Genomic DNA, 21,405 nt, shown 5'->3' with positions numbered 1-21,405 from the left:
CAGACGGTCATGGGCCACGATCGAGGGTCCAAGGTGACATGGATCTACCAGCACTCGCCCGAGGACGTCGCGGCGAAGGTGCGGGCGGTCATGGCGCCGGAGACGGCCGGTGTTCGAATGCTCAAGGCCGTATGACAGCCAGAGTCCACATAGAGTCCACAAACCCCCCTCGACGAGTCTCGGCGAGACTCGGTGAAACACATAACTGCACGTCAGAGCCCTTGTCAGGGGCACTCGGTGAGTCTCGGCGAACCTCGGCGAGACAGGAAAACGATCTACGTTTTCTCCTAAAGCGGGTGTCGCAGGTTCGAATCCTGCCGGGGGCACTCTTGACGGTGCGCTGACCTTGCAGGTCGGCGCACCGTTTCCGTTTCCCCTTAGTCAGTGTGACGCGTGTGGGTGACCGGCCGCCGACGAGAGCTCGGGGCGCCCTCGGGCGAGGATGCGCAGGTCAGGGCGCCTCTTCAGTGGCGTAGGCGGGTCTTCTCGACTGGTCGCAGGTTGGTGCCCTTGTTGGACCGCCAACGCGATCAAGAAGGGTCCGGATCGCGCACAGTCAGTCTGATTCGGGCGTCGTGGCGTGGTTCTGCTTGCCGCGCTGCTCGACGATCCACGTCATTACTTCGATCATGACTGCGGCCTGCTCCCGGGCCAGGGCTTCCCCTTCTTCACCGTCCACGGTTTCGATCTCGAAAGTGACGGTGGGCGGTTTCCTGGGCCTGTTCTCGTCGTTCATCTCTTCAGGGTTCATCTCTGCCGGCTTTTGTGGTGGCTGCGGTGTTCCCAGGCTGTGGTGAGTGCGGTGACCGGGTCGGGTCGGCGGGGGCGCAGGGCCACCGTGCGCCGTCCTCGTGTGCGTAGGGGTGCCAGCGGTTGTCGGGGCCGTGGCGCAGTTGGATGCCGGTTTCGCCGAGGGTGAGCCGGTTGCGCCACGCCTTCACGACGACGGTCTGACCGGTCATGTCGGCCAGGGCAGTGGCGAGCGTGGTGCGGGCGGTGGCCAGGACGCCCGGTTCGGTGATGGTGAGCGTTCGGCGACGGTGACGCCTGCGGGGCCTCCGTGCCGCCAGGCAAGGGTGAGGCGGGCGAGTTTCAACGGGCGCAGCCCTGTCCGAGTTGGAGCCCGTGGAACCACTCGGGCCTGGGGCGGAGAGCCGTGAGGCGTGCCGCGTCCTCGCGCGTGGTGAGGGTAAGTGAGGTGTGGTCACCAGACAGGAGCTGGTGGGCTCGGTGGGCGGTGTCGGCGGCCAGCCGCTGCAGGTCGTCGGCGGTCAGCCCGCTGGAGGCGGGCGGATCGGCGGGAAGGGCCGGGGCGCCGGGGGCAGCCAGTACGGGTGCGGCGCCACGATTCGGGATAGCAGAGGTTATCGGGCGCCCCTGCTGCCGTTGGGATCAGGCGGTCTTGTCCATGCCGCCGTCCACCAGATAGTCGGCTCCCCGGATGCTGTAGGCGTGTTCCGACGCCAGGAAGGCAATCAGCGCTGCGACCTCTTCCGGTTCTGTTAGCCGATCGCTCACCATGCCCATCGCCGCCGGCACTTGGGGAAGGAAGTCGGTCAGGTCGGTGTCGCTGGCTGCCGCCAGTGCCGCGCCGAAACCGTCGGAATCTTCCCAGATGGCTGTACGAACCGGGCCGGGCGACACAGTGTTGGCCCGTAGGCCTCGCGGACCGAACTCTTCGGAAAGTGATGTGGTGAAGGATGTAAGGGCTGCTTTTGCTGCGTTGTATTCAATCGGACCCGTTGCGGGCATTCGGGCGCCGATCGACGAGACGTTGACGACAACGCCGCGGCGTTCCAGCAGGCTTGGCAGTGCGTACCGGGTGACACGGACTGCGGCAAAGAGGTTCAGGTCGATGGTGCGTTGCCAGCCGTTGTCATCGGTGTCGAGGAAGCCGCCCATGGCGACGTGTTCTCCCCCGCCCACGTTGTTGACGACGAGGTCGAGGTGTCCGAGCTTGTTCAGTGCCGTGTTCACCAGGTGGCGGGCCCCGTCTGACGTGCTCAGGTCTACGGCCACCGTGTGGGCGCCGGATGCTTTCAGTTCGGTGGTGATGGAGCGAGCAGCGCCCACCACGTGGACTCCCTCATTGATCAGGGTGCGTGCTGTGGCGAGGCCGATCCCTCGGCTGGCGCCGGTGATGATTGCGGTGCGCCCTGCGAGGCGGAGATCCATGTCGGCACGTTCCTCTCGTCCGTTCTTTTCAGGGAGATGCCGAGAACGGAGTCCAGTTCGGACAGCGTCTGGGCGTTGTTCTGGAACCGCACGGCCGTCCAGCCCGCTGCGATTGCTGCGCTGCAGTTTTCGGTGAGGTCGTCGATCAGGGTGTGGTGGGTTGTGGGGGACAGCTCGGTGGCGAGTTGGAAGATCGCCGGGTCAGGCTTGCGCACTCCAACGCGGCAGGAGTCGATGACGAAGTCGACTTCGCCGGCGGCGGCAATGATCCGCCGCCAGTGTGGTTCCCACTCGGCCACGTTGTTGGTGAGGATCCCCACCGGATGTCCCGCAGCTCGGATCCGTTGAACGGCTGCTGCCATGCGCGGGTTGACTTCGACGCCGTTGAACCACTGTTCTCCGAAGTCCTCCAGCCGTGCGCGCGTCAGGTCGAGGTTCGGAAACCGTCTGACCAGCGCCGACCGGAGCCGGCCGCCCCACTCATGCTGACGCATCGTGCCGAGTTCGATCGGAGCGAGGGCATTGGTGCCCAGGTCCGCGCCAACGTCATCCAAGGCTTGGCGTAGCTGTTCGGGTGCTACTCCGGTCGACTGCCAGTAGTTGTCGTACAGCTCCGCGAGGGGCGGAGACAGCACGCCTCCAAAGTCGAACCACACCGTGGTCGTGGCCTTGCCGACTGCAGTTGCGGGGTCGTGCCTGATGGTGTTCATTGCTTTCCCGGTAAGAGGCTGGGCGTTTACTGGATCAGGCAGCGGCCGGTGCGAGTTCTCCGCGTGAGGTGCTCGGGGCACGGTCTTCGTTGCGGCGGGCGGGGAGGCCGACTGCTGTCAGCGTCACCCGGCTGCGAGCAATTACCTCGCCTTCCTGCTCCAGGACGAGCCCGAAGGTGTAATGCCCGTCGGTCTCCTCGGTCAGCTGTGCCCGGCAGTCGGTGGGAAGCTCGAATTCGCCTACTCTGCTGAATTCCACTTCACATGTGCTCATCGTCAGCTGCTGAGGGGGCAGGCCAAGTAGTTCGTGCGCCGCTGTCAGTGCGGTCTGCCGGAATGCTTCGAACATCACCGCGCCCGGAATGTGGTCCACTGGGTGATCGAACAGCGCGGGGTGGCGCTGGTCGACGACGACCGGGGCGACCACTTCCTGGCCCAGAACAACCGTCACTCCCCCGAGCACCACGTTTGATGGAAGCCGTCGGCCTACCGCGGCAGGCTTCAGGCGTCCGGTGAGCGCGTGGGCACGCTGAGGTGTCAGGGTCAAAGCCGTGCGTGCCCGTTTGCGCAGACGCTGCCAGGTCTCGCGCGGCATCCACCGAAACACCAGTCGCATGGATGCCGCTTCGCGGTTATCCACCGACGCCCGTACTTCGATGGTGGCTCCTGCAGGGATTCCTGCTCGCTCGCGAATCTCGGTGATCTCACCTGCGACGACCATGCGGCCTGGCAGGTCGCCTAGGTGCAGCGCGTGTGAGTCCAGAATTTCCATGTCGCCGCGGTCGAATACGAAGCTGCTGCCTTCCGGGACCGCCATGTACTCGTGCGAAGCCACGATGCATGTCTGCCGGAAGATCTCAAGAACGAGCAGCGGGTCGTAGGCAGCCGGTGCCTTGCTGCTGGTCACGTGGTCGTTGTAGTAGCTGTGTGTGCGGGGAAGTTGAGCCGCCACGAGGAAGGTGCGCTCTCCCGTGCTCACTGCATCGGTGACGAAGCACTCGCTCACTGCTGCACGGTGAGTCAGTCTGCGGTCAACGGTCTGGGCGTACGAAAGGGCTATGTCTGTCATTGAGTGTCGCTCCTGCGTTGGGGGTGGGCCGGCCCGGTTTGGCGGATGCCAGGCCCGCCGTCGACACAGCCCTGGAAAGTGGCACGGTTCGTGCGTCCGGGTTGCCGTCCCGCCTGCCCGGGACGTGTCCTGGGCAGGCGGGACGGCAGCTGGAGGCCTACATTCCGTGGGGAGTTGGCGCCTCGGAGGCTGAGTGGTGTCAGCGCGCGCCGGCTGCTGCCTCGCGGTTTCGCCGCGCCTCGGTATGCGGGAAGATGTGGCGGTTGTCGATGCTCCACTGGATGGACTCGTCGCCTCGCGTGGTCGATCCCGAGAAGGTGGGGGCCACCTTCTCCGCCAGCAGTTCGTAGCTCCGCTTAGTCTTCTCGAAGGACGCCCAGTTCATGGCGTACACGAGGAAGGTGCCGAAGCCTCCAGTCTGCTCCTGGAGCCGCTGGATCGCTGCCACGGCGTCCTCTGGAGAGCCGACGATCGCGAGTCCCTGTTCGATACCGGCTTCCAGCTCCTGGGACTTCTTGACCCCTTCCATACTGGCGGCTACATCGAACCCCGCCGCCTTGCCCCAGTAGTCCCACAGCCATTCGGAGAAGCCTTCGCGGACATCTCGGTAGGCCTGCTCACGGGTCTCGGCAATGTACAGGGGGGCGACGACGCGCCAGGTACGGCGGTCCACGGTGCGGCCGTACTCCTCGGCGGCCTCTTCTGCATAACTCCACTGCTGGGCAAGGTCCACCGCCGGCAGGCCGGGCGGCGGTGCGCCCCACGAGACCAGGCTGAGTCCGTAGCGCCCGGCCATCTGGGGGCTGTTGGGCGACCCGATGCTGGATATCGCCATTTCGATGCCTGGCTTGCTGTACCGCGGCAGCTGCATCTTCGCGTCCTGCACCACGAACCAGTCGGTCTTGGTGCTGACACGCTCTTCCCCATTGACCAGCTCCTGCACCACGGGGATCGCCTCGCCCGCCATGCGCTTGAGGTCGTCCTGCGCCACTCCGAACTGATGTGAGTCGTTGGGAGTCGCGCCCGGGCCGACGCCCAGGATGTAGCGGCCCCGGGTGAGGTGGTCCAGCATGACGGCACGGGTGGCAACGTTGTACGGGTGGTGGAAGGGCAGCGGTACCACGCCGTTGGCCAGTTTGATCTGCCGGGTCCGCTCCGCGGCAGCAGCAATGATCGTCTCCGGTGCGCCGATAGTCGGCCAGGACAGCGAGTGGTGCTCGCCGAACCAGACCTCGTCGTAGTTGAGCTCGTCCAGATGTTCCACCAGCTGCAGGTCGCGCCGGATGGTCAGGTGCGGGTCCTGGCCCGGGGCGTGCAGGGGTGAGAGGAAGGCTCCGATGCCGGTGTGCAACGTGGGCTCCTTGATAGGCGGTTGGGAACGGGTCTAGTGATGGGCGCAGGGCCGGCACGTAGGCAGAGCCCGGCAGGGCGTTTGCGGCCGGCTGCGCACGGCGCAGCTATGCGAGCTGGGGGACGCCCTCGATCTGCAGCACCTGCTCGATGCGCTCCTGCACCGTTCCCGTCACGGTGTGCACAGGGACACCGAGCGAGTTGACGATGTCGAGCATCAGCTCGTCGGACAGGACCCGAAAGTGCGCGCTGATGGGGTCGTGCCCCTCAGGCAGCGGGAACTCGTTCGGCACGAAGACGATGAGGTCGTATCCGGTACGTGCCTGTTCCTTGGCGAGCAGACCGAGCTGGTCGACGACTTCCTCGACTACCTGAGTTCGGGGCGATCGCGCACCGGCTGCCAGGGTGTCCCCCGCGTCGGGGTACCGGCCCACCGCGAGCCGCACCTTGCTGTACACCCACTCGTGCAGCACGGAGCCGTCGGAGAGGAAGCCCTTCGGGCGTGCGGCTTCATCGACCGCGCGTTCGGTGTAGCGCCGCACGGCAAGCTGGACCAGTTCGGTCTCGCTGGACTCCTCCAGCGACTTGGGGGTGGTGCCGGCCGGGTCGCGCATGGCGCTGCCGTGGACCCGCTCGAGGCCGGTGCGGTGGGACAGCTCGGTGGTCAGCGTTGTCTTGCCGTTGCCGTACGCACCGACGAAAGCAATTCGCACGTCTATGTCTCCGTTCCGATAGTTCTGTTCGGGGTCAGGCTGCAACGCTGGCGTCGGACAGTCGCTCCAGTTCGTTGCGGGTGTCGATCAGGGCGTACTCCGCCTCGGCCTTGGCGATGGCCTCCTCGATGGTCATGACCGTCGGGAAGTCGAAGATCTCGACGATGCGGGCGAGCCGCTCGGGGATCGTGCCGCCGACGATGTGGACGGGGATCTGCAGCTCTTCGAGGGTGTCGAGGAGCAGCTGCTCGGCCAGCTGGCGGAACTTCTCGTTCACCGGGCGGTGGCCGTCCTCGACGATGGGGAACTCGATCGGCAGATGCACAAAGGCGTCGTAATTCGCCTTGGTGTGCTGGCGTGCGGGAATTCCGATCTGCTTCATGACCTCCGCGTAGAAGCGGACTTCGTCGGTCATTTCGACGGTTTCCAGGTCTACGGAGTCGTTCGGGTTGATGCCGACCTTTACCCGGACGTTGGCGTAGGACCACTCGTGAAGCGCGGAGCCGTCGGATATGTAGCCGTTAGGCAGGTGACTTTCGGCGACGGCTCGGCCCTGGATCCGGCGCGTGATCAGCATGATGAGCTCGGCGCCGTTGCACTCCTCGAGTGTCTTGCCCGGGAGCGAGATGGGCAGGAGCTCGCGCATGGTGGGGGCTGCGGTACGCGGCATGCCGGTGAGGTGTGCAATCGCCATGCTGGTGATCGTCTTACCGACGGAATAGGTACCGGAGATGGACAGCTTCACTTCTGCTCCTTGGGGGTGGTTGACGGGGCCGACCAGAACGTCCGATGGGGCCAGGCCGGTCGGATCGCTCTCCCGGGGGCCGGTGCGGCACCGTGTCTTGCCCTCTGGGGAGTTGTCTGTGCTGACCCGTACCGAAATCTTGGCAACGGATTTCGAAAGCACCCAGACTCCAGATTCAACAGCGTCGCGGAACCCATCACCACGGACACGATTGGCAGCACCAATACGCGCGAACATGGGCCTGCGCTTTGGGGAATCCCGGCTCAGGAACCTTCTGCGCAGGGCCTTCTGGGACGCGTCTCGTCGCCGGCAGCTATCGTCACCGGGCAGTTTTCGATCTTCAGGAGGCTTGGTATGGGATACGGCAAGGGGTTCCTCGAGGGACGCACCATCATGGTCACAGGGGCTTCGAGTGGGATCGGGGCGGCGGCTGCTCGGCTGTTTGCGAGGGAGGGGGCGGCAGTGACGCTGATGGCTCGCCGCACTGGCGCGCTGAACGAGCTGGTCGAGGAGATACGCGCCGAGGGTGGCCAGGCCGATGCCGTGACGGGGGATGTGACCAGCCCTGACGATGTGCTGCGGGCGGTGGATCACACGGTTGCCGTGTTCGGTTCGCTGGACGGTGCCTTCAACAACGCAGGTTGGGGGGCGATCGGAACTCGGCTGCACGAGACGGATGACGCCGTCTACAACCGGATTCTGGATGTCAACGTGCGAGGCGTCTGGAACTGTCTGAAGGCTCAGATCCCTGTGATGTTGCGGCAGGCGTCGGGCGGTTCCGTGGTCAACACATCCAGCACGGCCGGATTGTTCGCAACTGGAGCGGTCTCCCCCTATGTGGCGGCCAAGCACGCCGTGCTCGGCTTGACCCGGGCTGCGGCTGCCGAGTACGGCGCGGAGGGGATCCGGGTCAACGCCTTGATGGTGGGGTCCACGCGCACCGAGCTGATGGAGCAGGCCATGCAGGACGTGCCGCAGCTCGAGGAGGCCGCCGTGGCAAGGGCGATCCAGTCGCGCCTTGCCGACCCGGTTGAAGTGGCCCGGGCCGCCGCCTGGTTGCTGAGCGATCAGGCATCGTTCGTCACGGGTGGAGCGGTACCTGTCGATGGCGGCTGCAGCGCTGTGTGATCGGACCGGTCGGCTGTGCGGCACCCGGTGTTGGCGCCGCCAATATGGTGAGTGGGCACTGGTTGCGGGCGATGGGCATCCCAACTATGGATGCATGCCCTCGTCTCTCAGCACCGACATCAGCCAAGAGGAATTCCGCGCGACTCTGGGACGGTTCACGACAGGTGTCGTGGCGGTGACCGCGCTCCGGGAAAGGGACTCCGTCCCGGTTGGCCTTGCGGTGAACTCGTTCACCTCCGTGTCCCTCGCGCCGGCACTGGTGCTGTTCTGCGTCTCGAAGGGCAGCACCAGTTGGCCGCAGATCCGCACAGCCGACCATTTCTGCATCAACATCCTCGGTGAACACCAGCAGGACCTGAGCAGTCGTCTGGCCACGCGCGACACCGACAAGTTCCGGGGCGTGCGATGGACCGCCACCCCTGGAGGTGCTCCGGTTCTGGACGGCGCCATCGGCTGGTTGGAGTGCTCCGTGGAAACGGAGTACGAGGCCGGAGACCACGATGTGATCATTTCCCGGGTGCATGTGCTGAGCAGTCGCGACGACGGGGCGCCACTGGTCTTCTACCGCGGATCGTACGGACGGCTCGCCGCCTGATCACCTGCCGCCTGCCGTGTGGACGTGGCCGGCGGTTCCACCATTCCACCGAAACCTCGACGTTAGTGAGCAAACAGCCCATGGCACACAATCCGGCATCCCTCAAGCCTCTCGGAGTCGGCATCGTCGGACTCAGCGCCGACGGCGGCTGGGCGTCGCGTGGGCATGTGCCCGCGCTGCAGGCCGTCGATGGGTTTGAGTTGCGCGGGCTAGCGGCCTCTACGGCAGAGTCGGCGGTCCGCTCCGCCGAGAAGTACGGCGTCCCGCTGGCCTTCACCGACCCCGGCGAGCTCGCCGCTCACGACGACATCGACCTGGTCGTCGTGGCCGTCCGTGTCCCCCGACACCGTGAACTGATCACTCCTGCGCTCCAGGCAGGCAGCATGGTGTTCAGCGAGTGGCCACTGGCCGTCGACGCCTCCGAGGCCCAAGAGTTGGCCGAACTCGCCGCACAGCAGCACATCAGGACTTTCGTCGGCCTCCAGGCCCGGTCGGCACCCGGAATCCGGTTCGTACGGGACTTGATCGCCGAAGGCTATGTGGGCGAAGTGCTCTCGACGACTCTGGTCGGCTCGGGAGGAGGCTGGGGGCCGGTCGTGGGGGCTGGCGGCGCCTACACCACAGATCGCGCCAACGGCGCCAGCCTCATGACCATCCCGTTCGGACATACCCTCGATGCTCTGACGATGTGCCTGTCGGACTTCGCTTCTCTCAGCGCAGTGACGGCGACCCGCCGGCCGCAGGTACAGGTGGTCGAGACTGGGGAGGTCCTCAAGATGACCGCTGAGGACCAGGTTGCCGTATCTGGTGTGCTGGAGAACGGTGCGGTGGTCTCCCTTCACTACCGGGGCGGATCCAGCGCGGGCACCAATCTCCTGTGGGAGATCAACGGCACCGAAGGGGATCTGGTGATCTCCGGTGACTCAGGCCATGTGCAGTTCGGACAGTTCCGGATCGAAGGTGCGCGCCGAGGCGGTGCGCTGTCCGTGCTGCCGGTGCCTGAACGCTATCTGACGCTGCAGGGTGTGAACGGCCCCGCTGAGGCCGTCGCGCATGCATACACACAGGTCCGCTCGGATATTGAGCACGGGACAAGCGTCGTACCCGATTTCGCTCACGCGTTGAAGCATCATCAGCTGCTGGACCGAATCGCTCGAGCGGCACTGACTGGTGCCCGCCAGTAGGCTGTGCCGGTCTTGGCAGCGAAGGCTCTCGCCCTTCAGATCTGAAGGGCGAGAGCCTTCGCTGCGAGCGCCGCTCTGCACGACCCGACGAGCCGTGCAGATACAGACGCAGCATGGTCGAACAGGAAGAAGTGGCCACCGGGCCACAGGTGGCGGGCTGCTCCATGCACAGCATGTTCGGACCACCGGTCAAGTTGCGGCGCCGGGGCCAGCGAATCCGCGGTTCCGCCGAAGACCGAAAGGGCCGTGCGCAGGAGTGGTCCCGGAGCGTACTGGTAGTTGTCCACGAGCCGGAGGTCGGCCTTGAGGATCTCCAGCATCCGTCGTGCGAGTACCGCGGAGACGGAGGCCGGCGGGATGAAGGTCCCGCTTGGGTGCTGCAGGACGTGGGCGGACGTGGGGCGGCCTGCGTCAGGGGCGAGCATGCCCGAGGCACCGAACCAGACGGGGCCGTGGTGCTCGGTCTCCATCCGGCGTACGAGTTCGTAGGCGATCAGGGCCCCCATGCTGTGACCGAACACGGCAAAGGGACCATCAAGTCGAAGGCGAAGATCAGCGTGGACGCGGCCGACGGCCTCCTCGACGGTCCGGCACCCCTTGTCTTCGCGATCCAGGAGCCGCCCTGGCAAGTCCACCCCCAGTACCTGCCAGGTTGCGGGCAGGTGCGGTAGGAGAGGCCCGAAACTCTGTGACGAGCCTCCTGCGTGGTGGAGCAGCACCAGTGTCAGTTCCGGCGTGGTCTGCCTGCGGGATTCGGGGCTCAGTGTGTGCAGCGACATGTCAGGCGACCAGTTCCCCCAGGAGATGCTCCTGCTTGTCCACCACGCACGTGGCCCCTTGATACAGGCTGTCGATCGGGAGCCAGTGGACGGTCACCGATTGGACTGGCTGTTGTACGACGTGCAGGGCCACAGCGCCAATGTGCCGCGGTCCGCAGGGGACATCGAGCACGGTCCAGTCGGCGGGCCGGCGGTCGGCGTTGTCTCCGAGGTAGTCGGCTGCCAGGTCGCGGGCGAGCCCGGTGCCCAAGCCCTTCAGGTAGGCCTCTTTGCGCGTCCACAGTTGGCCGAAGGAGATGGCATCAATGCCGGCTTGCGCTCCCGCGCTCAGCTCGGATTGTTCCTCGGGGTGCAGCGCGGGGAAGCAGACACGGGCAGTGTCACTGGTGGGGACCCTTTCTACGTCCACGCCGATGGGCAGGGTGGACACGCCGATGAGAGCCATTCCGCTGCCATGCGAGAGCGAGAAGTGCAGCGTTGACTCGGTGTCCTGCAGCACGGGGCGGCCGTGCCGTCTGTCGCAGCACGGGCAGGGTGCGCGTCCGAAGCGGAGCGCTCCGGGTGCGGTGTCCAGATAGGCGCCAAGCAGGCGGCGCAGTCCAATGTGCGCCGAGCTGTAGAGTAGTCGGCCCGCTTCGCGGCGACACGTGCCGGCTCGGCGTCTCTCGTTTTCGTCGAGTTCTGCCAGGTCGAGTACTCCGGTACATGTCCCGGGTTCAGGTTGGCGCAGCAGCCAGAGGTCTGCGCCCCCAGGGGGCGGGTGAGGCAGTTTCACGCCAGTACGCCCTCCACCCGGCGGGCGAGGACCCGTAGATTCTCGGCGCTCAGGATCGTGGGAAGCGTTGGAGCGGTACCGAGGGCCGACGTGATGAAGCTGTGCAGTTCGAGGCCGCCCATGGAGCCGATGCCCAAGTCGGTCATGGTCTGATCACAGTCGACGGCCTCGGTGGGGCAGTTGAGTACTCGCCCGATGCCATGGCGCAGAAAGTTCGTGAGGAGGCGCTCGCGTTGATCGGCATTCGCTGAAGCCAGGTCTGCGCGGGTGAGTAGAGGCTGAGCGGGTTGGTGCCGTACTGCTTGTGTGGCTGCTTGGGGGCGCGTTCGGAACCAGTCAAGCAGTGAGGGGTCCGCGGTCATGGCGTCCTTTCTCGAGTGATGCGGAGATGAGCAGGGCGCCGCCGAGCCGAAGCTGCGGCGGCGCCCTGCGGGCGGTCTGACTCAGTTGTCCGTGGCTGTGGTCCCGGCGGGCAGCTCGTGCGCGAAGCCGCAGCGCAGTCGTATTCCGGCAAGTTGGGCTTCGACTTCAACGCTGCGCCAGATACCTCCGCGCAACGGCAGGAGCCGTGTGCCGGTAAGGGCCGCCTGGGCGAGCTGTGCCTGTTCAGGGGCGACGGGCAGTTCAGTGGGGTCCGGTGCGGACTCGAGTACGGTCTGCATCATCCAGAGCGTGTTGCTCTGGGCTCGGCTGATGCTGTCCAGTTCGTACATCAGGATCTGGACGAGCTGGAGGTTGATCACGAACGCGTCGACCAGGGACACGGACGGTTGCCAATCCCCGTCGATGCCTCTTCGGGCCGACATCGGCTCGGGGGCGAAGTGGACGTCGGCCTTCGCAATGTGGGCGTCGGTGTCGACGTGGACGTCGCTGATGAAGTGCCGCCGCTCCTTGAAGCCTTCGCCCCAGAAGCGCTGCTCGCCGGGGCCCAGGGCCTGCTCGAGGTTCGTGTGCCGGCTCTCGTCGAGCGCACGCGTCGTGATGCTGTGCTCAATCTCCGTGCGCACCTGCAGGTTGCCGACGGCACAGTCATGCACGGTGAGGTAACGGCCGGGAAGTTCATCCATCTCCACGGAGCGGACCAGGCGAGCTGTGAGCGGGATACCTGCCAGGTCCTCTTGGGGTGCGCCGCCGGCCCGCAATACGACCTTGCGCAACCTCATTTGGGTGCGGCTGTCGTCATCGAGGCCATATCCGTGCGCCAGGTGCAACTCTGCGAGCTGCACGCCCAGGACCATGGCGTCCACGGTGCTGAGATGGGGCCGCAGGTCGGTACCGTCCTTCTTGCGTGACCAGTCGGCGGGGTAACTGACGTCCACGGTGGCGTGCACACCGGCGTCGGGGCCGTCGGCCGGCGTGACGGTGATGTCGTTTACTTTGTACTGGGCACGTTGGTAACCGCGAGAGAAGAACCGGGTCTCCCCCGGGCCGAGGTAGTCGTCGACGGATTTGAGGAGCAGTTGCGGGTTGGCGTTCACGCTCACACCCCCGTCGGCGCGGTCCGTATCGCCTCGTCATACGCGGCGATGAGCTCTCCGACCGTGCGGATGTCCGTGATGGATCGGTCACCGGCGAAGGGATCGATGCCCAGTGCGGTCTCCAACTGCAGCAGGAGTTGGGCAAGAAGGAGTGAGTTGAGGCCCGCCGCCAGCAGGGGGTCGTCGAGGGAGTAGCTGCTGGCGCCGTCGTCATTGAGCAGGACGCTGTCGATCTCGCGTCGGACGGTTTCCTCCACGCTGGTGTTGTGGGTCCTGTCGTTCAGCATGTGATGCCTCCATCGATGACAAGTGTCTGTCCGGTGATGAACTGCGCCTGCGGCGAGGCGAGGAAGAGAACCGCGTCGGCAATCTCCTCCACCGTGCCGAGGCGCCCCAGCGGAGTACGGCGCTGGATCTTGTCCCGGTTCTCCGAGGTGACCGTTGCCGTCATGTCACTGTCGAAGAAGCCGGGGGTAAGGGTGTTGACTCTGATGCCGAGCGGGCCGAGTTCCCGTGCCAGGGCCCGACCGAGCCCTTCGAGGCCTGCCTTTGCCGCTGCGTAGACGGCAACGCCCCGGTAGCCGCGGACGGCATTGATGGACGAGATGTTGACGATGGCGCCGCTCTTGTCCCGCATCATGAACCGGGCACAGCTCTGGGACAGATGAAGCGGGGCGAGCAGGTTCGTCCCGATGATGTTGTCCATGCGCGCCGGCGCTGTGGTCAGGAACAGCTCCTGATGCAGCACGCCTGCATTGTTGACAAGCAGATCGATCCGCCCGAAGTACTGCGCGGCTGTGCGCCCGAAGCCTCGCACGGCGGTGGTGTCGTTGAGGTCGACCGGCTCCCAGAGGAAGGAGCTGCGGTACTTCTCGGCCGTGGTCTCCGTGAACTCGTTCGGGTTCCTGCTGAACGTGGCTACCCGCCAGCCGTCCGCGAGGAGCCGCTCGACCAGTGCGCGGCCGAGGCCGCGGCTCCCGCCGCTGACGACGGCGACGGGTGTGGAGAGCTCCTCGACCGTGGTCATGCCGCGCTCCTGGTCTTCTTGAAGCGCTGCGAGTGCTGATCGCGCTGGGAGACCTCAACGAGAAGCGGCACCTTGTACGCCTGGAGGCGCTCGCTGCAGTACCGCCGCACCTGTCGGGCCGCCTCACGCTCGTCGAGCGGTCGGGTCAGTTTCACAGTGGCCTGAACCACCTGCCCGGTGATGTGGCTATGGCGCCCGGACACCGTGGCATCGGCGACGATGTCCATTTCCAGCAGAACATTCTCAACCTCGCTGGGATAGACCTTCTCCCCCGCGACGTTGATGACTTCGGATTTACGCCCGAGTATGCGCACGTAATCACCGTCGACCTCGACCGCGTCTTGTGTGTTGAAGTATCCGTCCTCATCGAAGGGCGCGGGTGCGTTCAAATACCCGAGCATGGCGATGTCGGAGCGGATCCAGAGGATTCCGTCACGGATCTGATAGTCGAATCCCTCGCCGCCGAGCTTGACCCAGAGGCTGTTGTTGTCCCGGGACTTCGTGGACAGGATGCCGAGTTCGGACAGTCCGTAGGTCTGCTTGAGGCGCACGTCGGGCAGGGCCGCGTTGAGGCGCTGAAGGACCCCCAGGGGCATTGGTTCGGTTCCGTAGGTGATCAGTTGCAGTGAGCTCAAGTCGTGCCGGGTGTGTGCCCCGGAGATGAGCAGCATGTTGAGGAAGGTGGGCGTGGTCGGCAGAACCTGGATCCGATGTGCGGCAATCGCGGCGCAGACCGATTCGGGGCTTCTCTCGAGAATGGTGACGAGCGCCCCGCCCTGGCTGAGGGTGTGCAGGAGGGTGTTGATGCCTCCAATGTGATCGAGGCTCAGGAACCCCAGGGTGCGCTTGGCTCGTCGCGGTTCGCCGTACTTGCTGAGCATCTTCGCGAAGTTCAGCACCGTGGCCTTGCTGCGCCCCGTGGTTCCCGAGCTGAACAGCACCAGGCCAGGGGCCTTCGCGCTGCGCAGTCGGCGGTACAAGTCGTGGTGTGCGGTCCGGCCGGTGCGCCGCAGTTGCGGACGTTCGGACGGCGCACTGTTCACTTCGATCGTGGCCTCGACCTGTGCGATCTCGTGGAACTCGGCCCGTTTGGCATCGGGCAGCGGCGTCAGCGGAACGACGATGGCGCCACGCGCCATGAGCGCAAGCAGCCCCGCACAGGACTCCACGCCGCTGGGCCCCTCGAGAGCGACGACCTGCCCGGCACGCACGTCCTGCGCGTCGAGGAAGGAATCCCAGCGCGAGATCGCCTCGAGCAGGTCGGCATAGCTGTGTGTTGTGCCGTCGAAGATGATTGCGTCAGCGGAACTGAAGCTGTGCATCCGTTCAATGAACCAGGCAGTCATGTGCCCTCCGTTTGGGGTAACAGGCCAACGAGTAGGAGGATCGGTCAAACAGCGAGCCGGGGAGCCATGGCCATGCCGGCCTGCTGGTGCGGTGTGGGTTGTTCGGGCGGGCCGTCCAGGAGGCGCCATCCACGGGCACGCGCCAGTGCACGCAGTGCCGTGCCACCGCCGACGACGTAGGCCTTGCCAACCGCTTCGAGCATCGGCAGGTCGGAGAGGTGGTCTGCGTAGGCGGCGCAGTTGCCGGGGTCGAGGCCGGCGCGGAGGGCTGCCCGTCTCGCGGCGGCTCCCTTGGCGGGGCCGATCAGCGGTGCACCCTCGAACCCTCCGGTGTAGCGCCCGTGGATCATCTCAGGCTGGGTGCACTGGACATCCTCGACGCCCAGATCTCGAGCCATCGGGAGCACGAGCGCTGGGAAGGAGCCCGACAGGATGGCGATGTGGTCACCACGCTGCTGGTGACGGCGCAGTCGGTCCACCGTTGGCGCGTGGTAGTAGGCCCCGGAGGCTGTTTCTGCTGCGAACCAACTCTGTGCAACAGCGCTTACCGTACCGACGTCAAGGCCCTGGAGGTTTGCGAAGTAGGCGCGGTGGATGGCCTCGCGGCCGCAGCCGATTGCAGCCATGGCCCTGAGTTCGCTTGTCTGCTCCTGGAATTCGCGTCGTGAGCGCCCCATGGCTTCGCAATAGAAGGCAAGGAAACGGAGCATGCTCGACGGGGAAGTCAGGGTGCCATCCACGTCAAAAAAGGCAGCTCGCACAGAATTTCGGCTCATGAGGCAACTATTGCAGCGGCCTTATGAGCGCCCCAGACTTCAATGTCACCGGCTTCGCCGACAGCATCACCAGGGATGGTGTTGCCGCGGGCAACAGGCCTAAAGTAAAAGGATCCGGCACTGATTTCTCAGTGCCGGATCTGTCTTCCAAGAAGTTTCGGTGGATGAGATCACGTGCCCGTGCCCACACACCGAAGGGCACGGCCTGGCCCTGCGCTGGCTGATGCTGGCTCCATCAGTCTTGAGGCGCCCTGCTGCCGTCCGCCCGAGGTGCGTCGCGTGGGGACGACGCTGTTGACCAGTCGGCGCGCTGGGCTTTGGTCGCATCGATGACGCTGTCGTCAGAGAGGCGCCGAGCTCCAGGTCTGGTTCGCAACGCGTGCTTTGTCCCGTTAATCCGCGAGCAGGCGCCGCGCGGCCCTGATGCGGCTGCACCGGCTGGGAGCGAAGCATGGCGGTCTGTTCTGTGGCCGGGGACGGATGCGTGGCGGCGGTGTCGTGCACAGGGAATGTCGGGCCGCTGCCGATTCAGGCGGCCCGACTTCCCTATGTGTGCGCAGCAGTTGAGCAGCTCAGACGGTTTCGCCTGCTCGGCTGCGGGGCTCCGTCGCAGTGGCAGTCTGGGTGTTCTGCGTGTCCTGGGCAGGCTTGCGCAGGCCCAGCGCGATGAGGACAGTGAGCAGGATCAGGGCTGCCGATGTGTAGGTGGCGGCTTGGAGACCGTCGGACAGGTGCGCCTTGTCGGGGTGGGAGCCGGCTACGCCGTTGGAGACCGCGACCAGGACGGCGAGGCCGACGGCTGCACCCACTTGCTGCCCGCTGGTGGCGAGGCCGGAGGCGAGGCCCTGCAGTTTCTCTTCGACACCTGCGGTCGCCGCAGAGAACATGGCCGTCCAGATGACGCCCTGGGCCAGCGAGAAGACCACGATGCCGGGAGCCATTTGCGCGTACGTGGAGCCGTCTCCCAGGAAGGCCGCGAACAGTGCTGTGCCGACGGCTCCCACGACCAGCCCTAGGATCAGGGTGGCGCGCACGCCGTGCGAGGTCGCCAGCTTGCCTCCGATCATGGAGCCGACGAGCACGCAGGCGCACGGCAGGATGAAGGCGAGGCCGGTGGCCAGGGCGTTCCAGTCGCGCACAGTCTGCAGTGCGAGCGTGAGGAAGTACGCACTGGCGCCGAAGGTGGCCATGAACATGAAAGTGATCAGCGAGCCGAGGCGCAGGCTGTTGTAGGAGAAGACGCGCAGGGGGACCAGCGGGTCGGCGGTCCGGGACTCGATGATGATGAACGCCGCGATGAGGGCGACCGCGGCGATGAAGCTGATCACGGTGGAGGGTGCGGTCCAGCCGGATTCCGGGCCCTGGACGAGTCCGAAGACGAGCAGGAGGGCGCCGGCGGTGACGGTGATGCCGCCTGGCAGGTCGAAGCCCTGACGGCGCGCGGTCGGCGGGTCTGCGGGGATGGCGCGCAGCGCGAGCAGGGCGACGCCTGCGGCCAGCGGAACGTTGACGTAGAAGGTCGCGGCCCAGCCGAAGGCCTGGGTGAGAACGCCTCCGAGCAGCGAGCCGACGACCATGCCGCTGCTGCCGGTTGCGCCCCACACGCCGAGGGCGCGATTGCGCTCCTTGCCCTCGGCGAACGTGGTGGTGAGCAGGGACAAGGTGGCGGGTGCGAGGAAGGCGCCGCCGATGCCTTGCAGCCCTCGGGCCCCTACCAGGACTCCGGGGGTTGTGGCGAGACCGCCGATGATGGATGCAATGGCGTAGAGGGCGAGGCCGGTGAAGAACATCCTGCGGCGTCCGACGAGGTCGGCCATGCGTCCGCCAAGGAGCAAGAAGCCACCGAAGGCGACGGCGTAAGAACCGATCACCCACTGCAGTTGCTGCTCCGAGAAGCCGACACCGTTGCCGATGTCCGGCAGTGCGACGAACACGATGCTGTAGTCGAGTGCGATGATCAACTGCGCCAGTGCCAGGGCCGCGAGGATCAGCCCCTGGCGGCGTGTGGAGCCCGACGAGGTCATAAGTCCGTATCTTTCTGGTTGGGTTGGAGAAACCGGTCCGATCCGCCGGCCAAGAGGCAGGCAGGCGTTCGGGTCGTGTCCGGCGGGGTTTTCGGGAACGGCACGGCGCTGCGGGTGAGCTCGTGCACTGCACGCCCTCAGCCCCGCGTCCGGCCGGCGGTGCGGGCGTCAGGCCGGCACGCCGACGGAACGTGCAAGGGGTGCGGGCTGGTCGGCTGCGCCGCCCCCGTGAGGGCTGAGCAGGATCAGCTGGTGCCCTGGGCAGAGGGCGAGATCAAGACGGATCTGGGTGAAGGAGACCTGTCCCAGCCCGGGGTGGCGCACCACCAGTCCCTGCCCCGCAGCGTCGCTGACGCGGTGCTCGGTCCACAGGTCGGCGAAGATCCTGCTGCCCTCGCCCAGGTGTCCCACCAGCGCAGTGAGCCTGGGGTCCCCCAGGAACTCGCCGCTTTGGGCCCGGAACTGGGATACCGCGTCGGCGGCGTCGCGGCTCCAGCAGGGAAACCGGCTTGCCGCCAGCGGATCGAGGAACAGCATCTCCAGGTAGTTGGGATGCGGTCCGTCAAGGCCCAGGAGGTCCACTGCCGCCTGGTTCGCCGCAACGACATCCCAGTAGCGGTCGATGACGTAGGCCGGGCCCGGCAGAAAGCCGTCGACCACCGTGGCGCACAGCCGTCGGCCGGACTCTGCCACGGGCCGGGGGCGTCGGGGCGGCGCATAACCGGCCAGGCGCATCACGTAGCGGCACTGCGCCTCGTCCAGTTTCAGGACGTGAGCGACCGCCCCCAGGATCTCCGGGGAGACGTTCTTCGCCCTGCCCTGCTCGATCCAGGTGTACCAGGAGGCGCCGATGCCAGCGAGCATGGCCACCTCCTCGCGGCGCAGTCCGGGCAGCCGACGTGTGCCACCGCCCGGCAGGCCGACCTGTTCAGGGGTGATCTCTGCGCGTCGTGCAGCGAGGAAGTCACCGAGTTCGGCGAATCTCAGCTCTACCGGACTGGCAACTCGTCGCTCCTGGTTGGTGACTGGCAAGGCCATCCTCCTGAGTGAACGTGTAGGGCACCCCGCGCCCCTCCCGGCACGAGACCTCCATCATCATAGATAGCGTTATTTTTTTTTCAAGCGAAAGAGAGCGTTCTCTATGTTTCATCGCCCGCGAGCCGCCACGGGTAGGCGATCCGGCCACTGACTTGCATCGGAGGGCGCCCCACGGATAAATGAAAGCGATCGCTATCTTTAACGCCGGAGGGCCGGTACATCACATGGTCAGTCAGGAGCGGGCCGAGCGGACGCGGCAACGGCTGCTCCACGCCGCCGCCGAGGAGTTCTCGCTGCACGGATACGGCGGCACTTCGCTGCAGCGCATCAGTGCGGCAGCAGGGGGCACGATGGGGGCGCTCACCTTCCACTTCCCCACGAAGCTGGCGTTGGCCCGGGCCGTGTACTGCTGCGGGTCAGCGCTCACCCGGGATGCCGTGGCCCGGGCAGTCTCCCCCGTAGGCCACGCGGACGCCTCCCGTCTTCACAGGGTGATCGGCATCACTCAGGCGCTGGCTCGGCTGCTGCGCGAAGAGGCAGCCGTGCGGGCGGCCAGCCGGTTGTGCCGGGATCGGGTTCTGGGGCAGGACCACTGGCATGACGCATGGATGCCCGATGTGCGTCGGTTGGCCGAACAGGCCCATTGTGAAGGCGAGTTGCGTCCGGGCACTCCCCCGGACACGGTGGTGCTGCTCACGCGGTTCCTGGTGCTGGGGATGACGGAGCTGGCTCAGGCCGACAGCGAACCGGGTCCGCATGGCCGTGACTTGGAGGAGGTGTGGCAGGTGCTCCTTCACGGAGTGGCGGCCGGCGGCTCGAGCAGGTGGTAGAGCGAGCGCGAGCCCCGGCCGACGGCGGTCAGGAGAAGTGGCGTGTGTGGTCCGAGGCCCAGGCCGCGAAGGTGGCGGGGGGTCGGCCGATCAGCTTCTCCAAGGTCGGGTCGATCCGGGCTGAGGCTCCTTGGGCCCTGCGCCGGGCGCCTTCAAGGAGGGCGTCGGCAATCTGCTCCCCGTACCGGTCGGCCCACCTGGCGCGTGCCTGGTCGGCCGTGAGGTCGATGAATGTCAGCTGCTTGCCGAGGGCTTGAGACAGCAACGCCGCCTGGCTGCGCGCCGACAGTTCCTGCGGGCCGGTCAGCGAGTAGGTGGCGCCTGCGTGCGGGGTGGGTTCGGTGAGGATCTGTACCGCGGCCTGGGCGACGTCGCGGGGGTCGACACAGGCCGTGCGCGCCCCGCCCCCGAAGGCCTGCACCGTGGCGTGTTCACGGATCGAGGGCGCCCAGGCCAGCGTGTTCGACATCGGTGTGCGGATGCGCAGGACGGTCCACGGTATTCCGCTCTCGTGCAGTACCCGTTCACTGCGCCGGTTCCAGTCGGCGACCAGGTCGTCCGCGCCGGGATCGGCGACGCCCAGCCAGGAGAGCTTTACGGCGTGGCGGACGCCCGCTTGGCTCGCCGCGGCAAGGATGCTCTCGTCGTCCTGGGGGCGCAGCGGGTTTGCCGTCACGATGAAGACGGTGTCGGCACCATGGAAGGCCGCGCGCAAGCTGTTGCGGTCCCGGTAGTCGCCCTGGCTGACGGTTCCGGACAGGCCCAGCGCCGCAGCCTTGGCCGTGTCGCGCACCAGGAGTGTCGGCAATACGCCTGCTAGTTCGGACAGGAGCCGGGCCACATGGCGTCCCACTGCTCCGGTGGCCCCGGTGACCACCACCTTCGGGACTTCCGGGCGGTCGGGCGCAGTGGATGCGTGGGGACTCATGCCATCACCTCGCGGGGGTCGTCGACCCGGATGCGCCTGAGTGCGCTGGGCGTGCCGATGGCGGGCAGCAGCACGCTCCACATCTCCCCCACCCGCAGGGGCAGGTCCTGCCGGCCGTTTTCCAGGTAGGTCTGCATCTGCGCGCCGGTACAGGCGTGGACGATCAACCGCGCCACGTTCTCCACGTCGATGCTCGCGCGGACCTCGCGCAGGCGTTGCGCCTCGGTGAGCGATTCGGCGAACACCGTCGTCCACTGCTGGTGCGAGTTGCCGTCAGGGTCGGCAAACGAGTCCTGTTCCATGACCAGCCGCGCCCCTGCCAACAGATAGGGATCTTCAAGCAGTTGATGTGCCCAGGTCAGCGAGATGTCGACGGCACGTTGCAGGCCCTGGGACTCGCGGGCGGGAGTGACCCGCTCCGGCTGCCCTCGGACGATCTCGCGGGCCAGCGCTTCCTTGTTTTCGAAGTGGAAGTACAGCGCACCGAGCGTCAGCCCGGCCCGTTCCGTGATCTTGGTCACGCTCGCGCCGGCGAACCCGTACTCGGCGAACACCTCCGCGGCCGCCCGCGCGATGAGGACTCGTGTCCGGCCTGCACGTTCCTGCTTGATCTCGCGTTTGCCCGCCAGCTCGCGCGCCATGGAAGGTCCCTTCGCTCCTCGACAAAAAATAAGAACAGTCTCTATGTTACTGCTGCTCGCGCAGATCGCTCCGCCACAGCGCTCGAGGCGCGCG

23 protein-coding genes are annotated in these 21,405 nt (G+C 66.3%); 4 read left to right on the top strand and 19 right to left on the bottom strand.

Annotated elements, in window-relative coordinates; all coding sequences use genetic code 11:
• Window positions 1-556: 556 nt before the first annotated feature.
• From BLT97_RS32375 to BLT97_RS32345, 7 genes are all read right to left on the bottom strand, one after another.
• On the bottom strand, window positions 557-736 hold the full coding sequence (locus BLT97_RS32375) for a hypothetical protein (RefSeq protein ID WP_093616702.1): 180 nt from the start codon (window positions 734-736) through the stop codon (window positions 557-559).
• Between the two features lie 656 nt (window positions 737-1,392).
• Window positions 1,393-2,175: an oxidoreductase gene (locus tag BLT97_RS32370; RefSeq protein ID WP_093616700.1), complete on the bottom strand. Its 783-nt coding sequence runs from the start codon at window positions 2,173-2,175 to the stop codon at window positions 1,393-1,395.
• Window positions 2,094-2,885 (bottom strand): HAD family hydrolase, encoded by a 792-nt coding sequence (locus BLT97_RS32365; protein ID WP_093616698.1) that lies wholly within the window; start codon window positions 2,883-2,885, stop codon window positions 2,094-2,096. Before BLT97_RS32365 ends, BLT97_RS32370 begins: the two co-directional genes overlap by 82 nt.
• A 34-nt stretch (window positions 2,886-2,919) precedes the next feature.
• On the bottom strand, window positions 2,920-3,954 hold the full coding sequence (locus BLT97_RS32360; RefSeq protein WP_093616696.1) for a ScbA/BarX family gamma-butyrolactone biosynthesis protein: 1,035 nt from the start codon (window positions 3,952-3,954) through the stop codon (window positions 2,920-2,922).
• Between the two features lie 199 nt (window positions 3,955-4,153).
• Window positions 4,154-5,305, bottom strand: a complete 1,152-nt coding sequence (locus BLT97_RS32355; protein ID WP_093616694.1) for an LLM class flavin-dependent oxidoreductase — start codon at window positions 5,303-5,305, stop codon at window positions 4,154-4,156.
• 106 nt (window positions 5,306-5,411) lie between these two features.
• On the bottom strand, window positions 5,412-6,017 hold the full coding sequence (locus tag BLT97_RS32350; RefSeq protein ID WP_093616692.1) for an AAA family ATPase: 606 nt from the start codon (window positions 6,015-6,017) through the stop codon (window positions 5,412-5,414).
• Between the two features lie 34 nt (window positions 6,018-6,051).
• The gene (locus tag BLT97_RS32345) at window positions 6,052-6,762 is read right to left on the bottom strand and encodes an AAA family ATPase (protein WP_093616690.1); all 711 of its coding nucleotides are present in this window, start codon (window positions 6,760-6,762) and stop codon (window positions 6,052-6,054) included.
• A 393-nt stretch (window positions 6,763-7,155) separates the two neighbouring features.
• Here BLT97_RS32345 and BLT97_RS32340 point away from each other — a divergent pair, with 393 nt between their 5' ends.
• The 3 genes from BLT97_RS32340 to BLT97_RS32330 all read left to right on the top strand — a co-directional run bounded on the left by BLT97_RS32340 (window position 7,156) and on the right by BLT97_RS32330 (window position 9,669).
• Complete coding sequence (locus BLT97_RS32340; protein WP_093616716.1) at window positions 7,156-7,890, top strand: SDR family NAD(P)-dependent oxidoreductase; 735 nt, start codon at window positions 7,156-7,158, stop codon at window positions 7,888-7,890.
• Between the two features lie 94 nt (window positions 7,891-7,984).
• Window positions 7,985-8,485: a flavin reductase family protein gene (locus tag BLT97_RS32335; RefSeq protein ID WP_093616688.1), complete on the top strand. Its 501-nt coding sequence runs from the start codon at window positions 7,985-7,987 to the stop codon at window positions 8,483-8,485.
• A gap of 80 nt (window positions 8,486-8,565) precedes the next feature.
• A complete protein-coding gene (locus BLT97_RS32330; RefSeq protein ID WP_093616686.1) occupies window positions 8,566-9,669 on the top strand; it encodes a Gfo/Idh/MocA family protein in 1,104 nt (367 codons plus the stop codon).
• A gap of 35 nt (window positions 9,670-9,704) precedes the next feature.
• Here BLT97_RS32330 and BLT97_RS32325 read toward each other — a convergent pair whose 3' ends face one another.
• The 10 genes from BLT97_RS32325 to BLT97_RS32280 form a co-directional block, all read right to left on the bottom strand.
• Window positions 9,705-10,448 carry a thioesterase II family protein gene (locus BLT97_RS32325; protein WP_093616684.1) on the bottom strand — a complete coding sequence of 248 codons (744 nt, stop codon included), beginning with the start codon at window positions 10,446-10,448 and terminating at the stop codon, window positions 9,705-9,707.
• A gap of 1 nt (window position 10,449) precedes the next feature.
• A complete protein-coding gene (locus BLT97_RS38755) occupies window positions 10,450-10,947 on the bottom strand; it encodes a 4'-phosphopantetheinyl transferase family protein (protein ID WP_245769664.1) in 498 nt (165 codons plus the stop codon).
• A gap of 272 nt (window positions 10,948-11,219) precedes the next feature.
• Entirely contained in the window at window positions 11,220-11,585 is a 366-nt protein-coding gene (locus tag BLT97_RS32315; protein ID WP_093616680.1) for an acyl carrier protein, read from the bottom strand.
• An 81-nt stretch (window positions 11,586-11,666) separates the two neighbouring features.
• A complete protein-coding gene (locus BLT97_RS32310; RefSeq protein ID WP_093616678.1) occupies window positions 11,667-12,701 on the bottom strand; it encodes an AvrD family protein in 1,035 nt (344 codons plus the stop codon).
• A gap of 2 nt (window positions 12,702-12,703) precedes the next feature.
• Entirely contained in the window at window positions 12,704-12,988 is a 285-nt protein-coding gene (locus tag BLT97_RS32305; protein WP_093616676.1) for a phosphopantetheine-binding protein, read from the bottom strand.
• Window positions 12,982-13,728, bottom strand: a complete 747-nt coding sequence (locus BLT97_RS32300; protein WP_093616674.1) for an SDR family NAD(P)-dependent oxidoreductase — start codon at window positions 13,726-13,728, stop codon at window positions 12,982-12,984. The genes BLT97_RS32305 and BLT97_RS32300 overlap by 7 nt, the downstream gene beginning before the upstream one ends.
• Entirely contained in the window at window positions 13,725-15,074 is a 1,350-nt protein-coding gene (locus BLT97_RS32295) for a class I adenylate-forming enzyme family protein (RefSeq protein ID WP_093616672.1), read from the bottom strand. The genes BLT97_RS32300 and BLT97_RS32295 overlap by 4 nt, the downstream gene beginning before the upstream one ends.
• A gap of 44 nt (window positions 15,075-15,118) precedes the next feature.
• On the bottom strand, window positions 15,119-15,850 hold the full coding sequence (locus tag BLT97_RS32290; RefSeq protein ID WP_093616670.1) for an HAD family hydrolase: 732 nt from the start codon (window positions 15,848-15,850) through the stop codon (window positions 15,119-15,121).
• A 572-nt stretch (window positions 15,851-16,422) separates the two neighbouring features.
• Window positions 16,423-17,874, bottom strand: a complete 1,452-nt coding sequence (locus tag BLT97_RS32285; RefSeq protein WP_093616668.1) for an MFS transporter — start codon at window positions 17,872-17,874, stop codon at window positions 16,423-16,425.
• A gap of 168 nt (window positions 17,875-18,042) precedes the next feature.
• Window positions 18,043-18,912 carry a helix-turn-helix transcriptional regulator gene (locus BLT97_RS32280; RefSeq protein ID WP_093616666.1) on the bottom strand — a complete coding sequence of 290 codons (870 nt, stop codon included), beginning with the start codon at window positions 18,910-18,912 and terminating at the stop codon, window positions 18,043-18,045.
• Between the two features lie 179 nt (window positions 18,913-19,091).
• Between BLT97_RS32280 and BLT97_RS32275 the strand changes: the two genes are divergently transcribed.
• Window positions 19,092-19,742, top strand: a complete 651-nt coding sequence (locus BLT97_RS32275) for a TetR/AcrR family transcriptional regulator (RefSeq protein WP_245769663.1) — start codon at window positions 19,092-19,094, stop codon at window positions 19,740-19,742.
• 28 nt (window positions 19,743-19,770) lie between these two features.
• Here BLT97_RS32275 and BLT97_RS32270 read toward each other — a convergent pair whose 3' ends face one another.
• Both BLT97_RS32270 and BLT97_RS32265 read right to left on the bottom strand, forming a co-directional pair.
• Complete coding sequence (locus BLT97_RS32270; protein WP_093616662.1) at window positions 19,771-20,670, bottom strand: NAD(P)H-binding protein; 900 nt, start codon at window positions 20,668-20,670, stop codon at window positions 19,771-19,773.
• Window positions 20,667-21,311: a ScbR family autoregulator-binding transcription factor gene (locus BLT97_RS32265; protein WP_093616660.1), complete on the bottom strand. Its 645-nt coding sequence runs from the start codon at window positions 21,309-21,311 to the stop codon at window positions 20,667-20,669. Before BLT97_RS32265 ends, BLT97_RS32270 begins: the two co-directional genes overlap by 4 nt.
• Between the last annotated feature and the right edge of the window lie 94 nt (window positions 21,312-21,405).

This window comes from Streptomyces indicus (assembly GCF_900100315.1).
GTDB lineage: Bacteria > Actinomycetota > Actinomycetes > Streptomycetales > Streptomycetaceae > Streptomyces > Streptomyces indicus.
The sequence above is the reverse complement of the archived record's forward strand: the minus strand, read 5'-3'. Positions and strand labels throughout refer to the sequence as shown.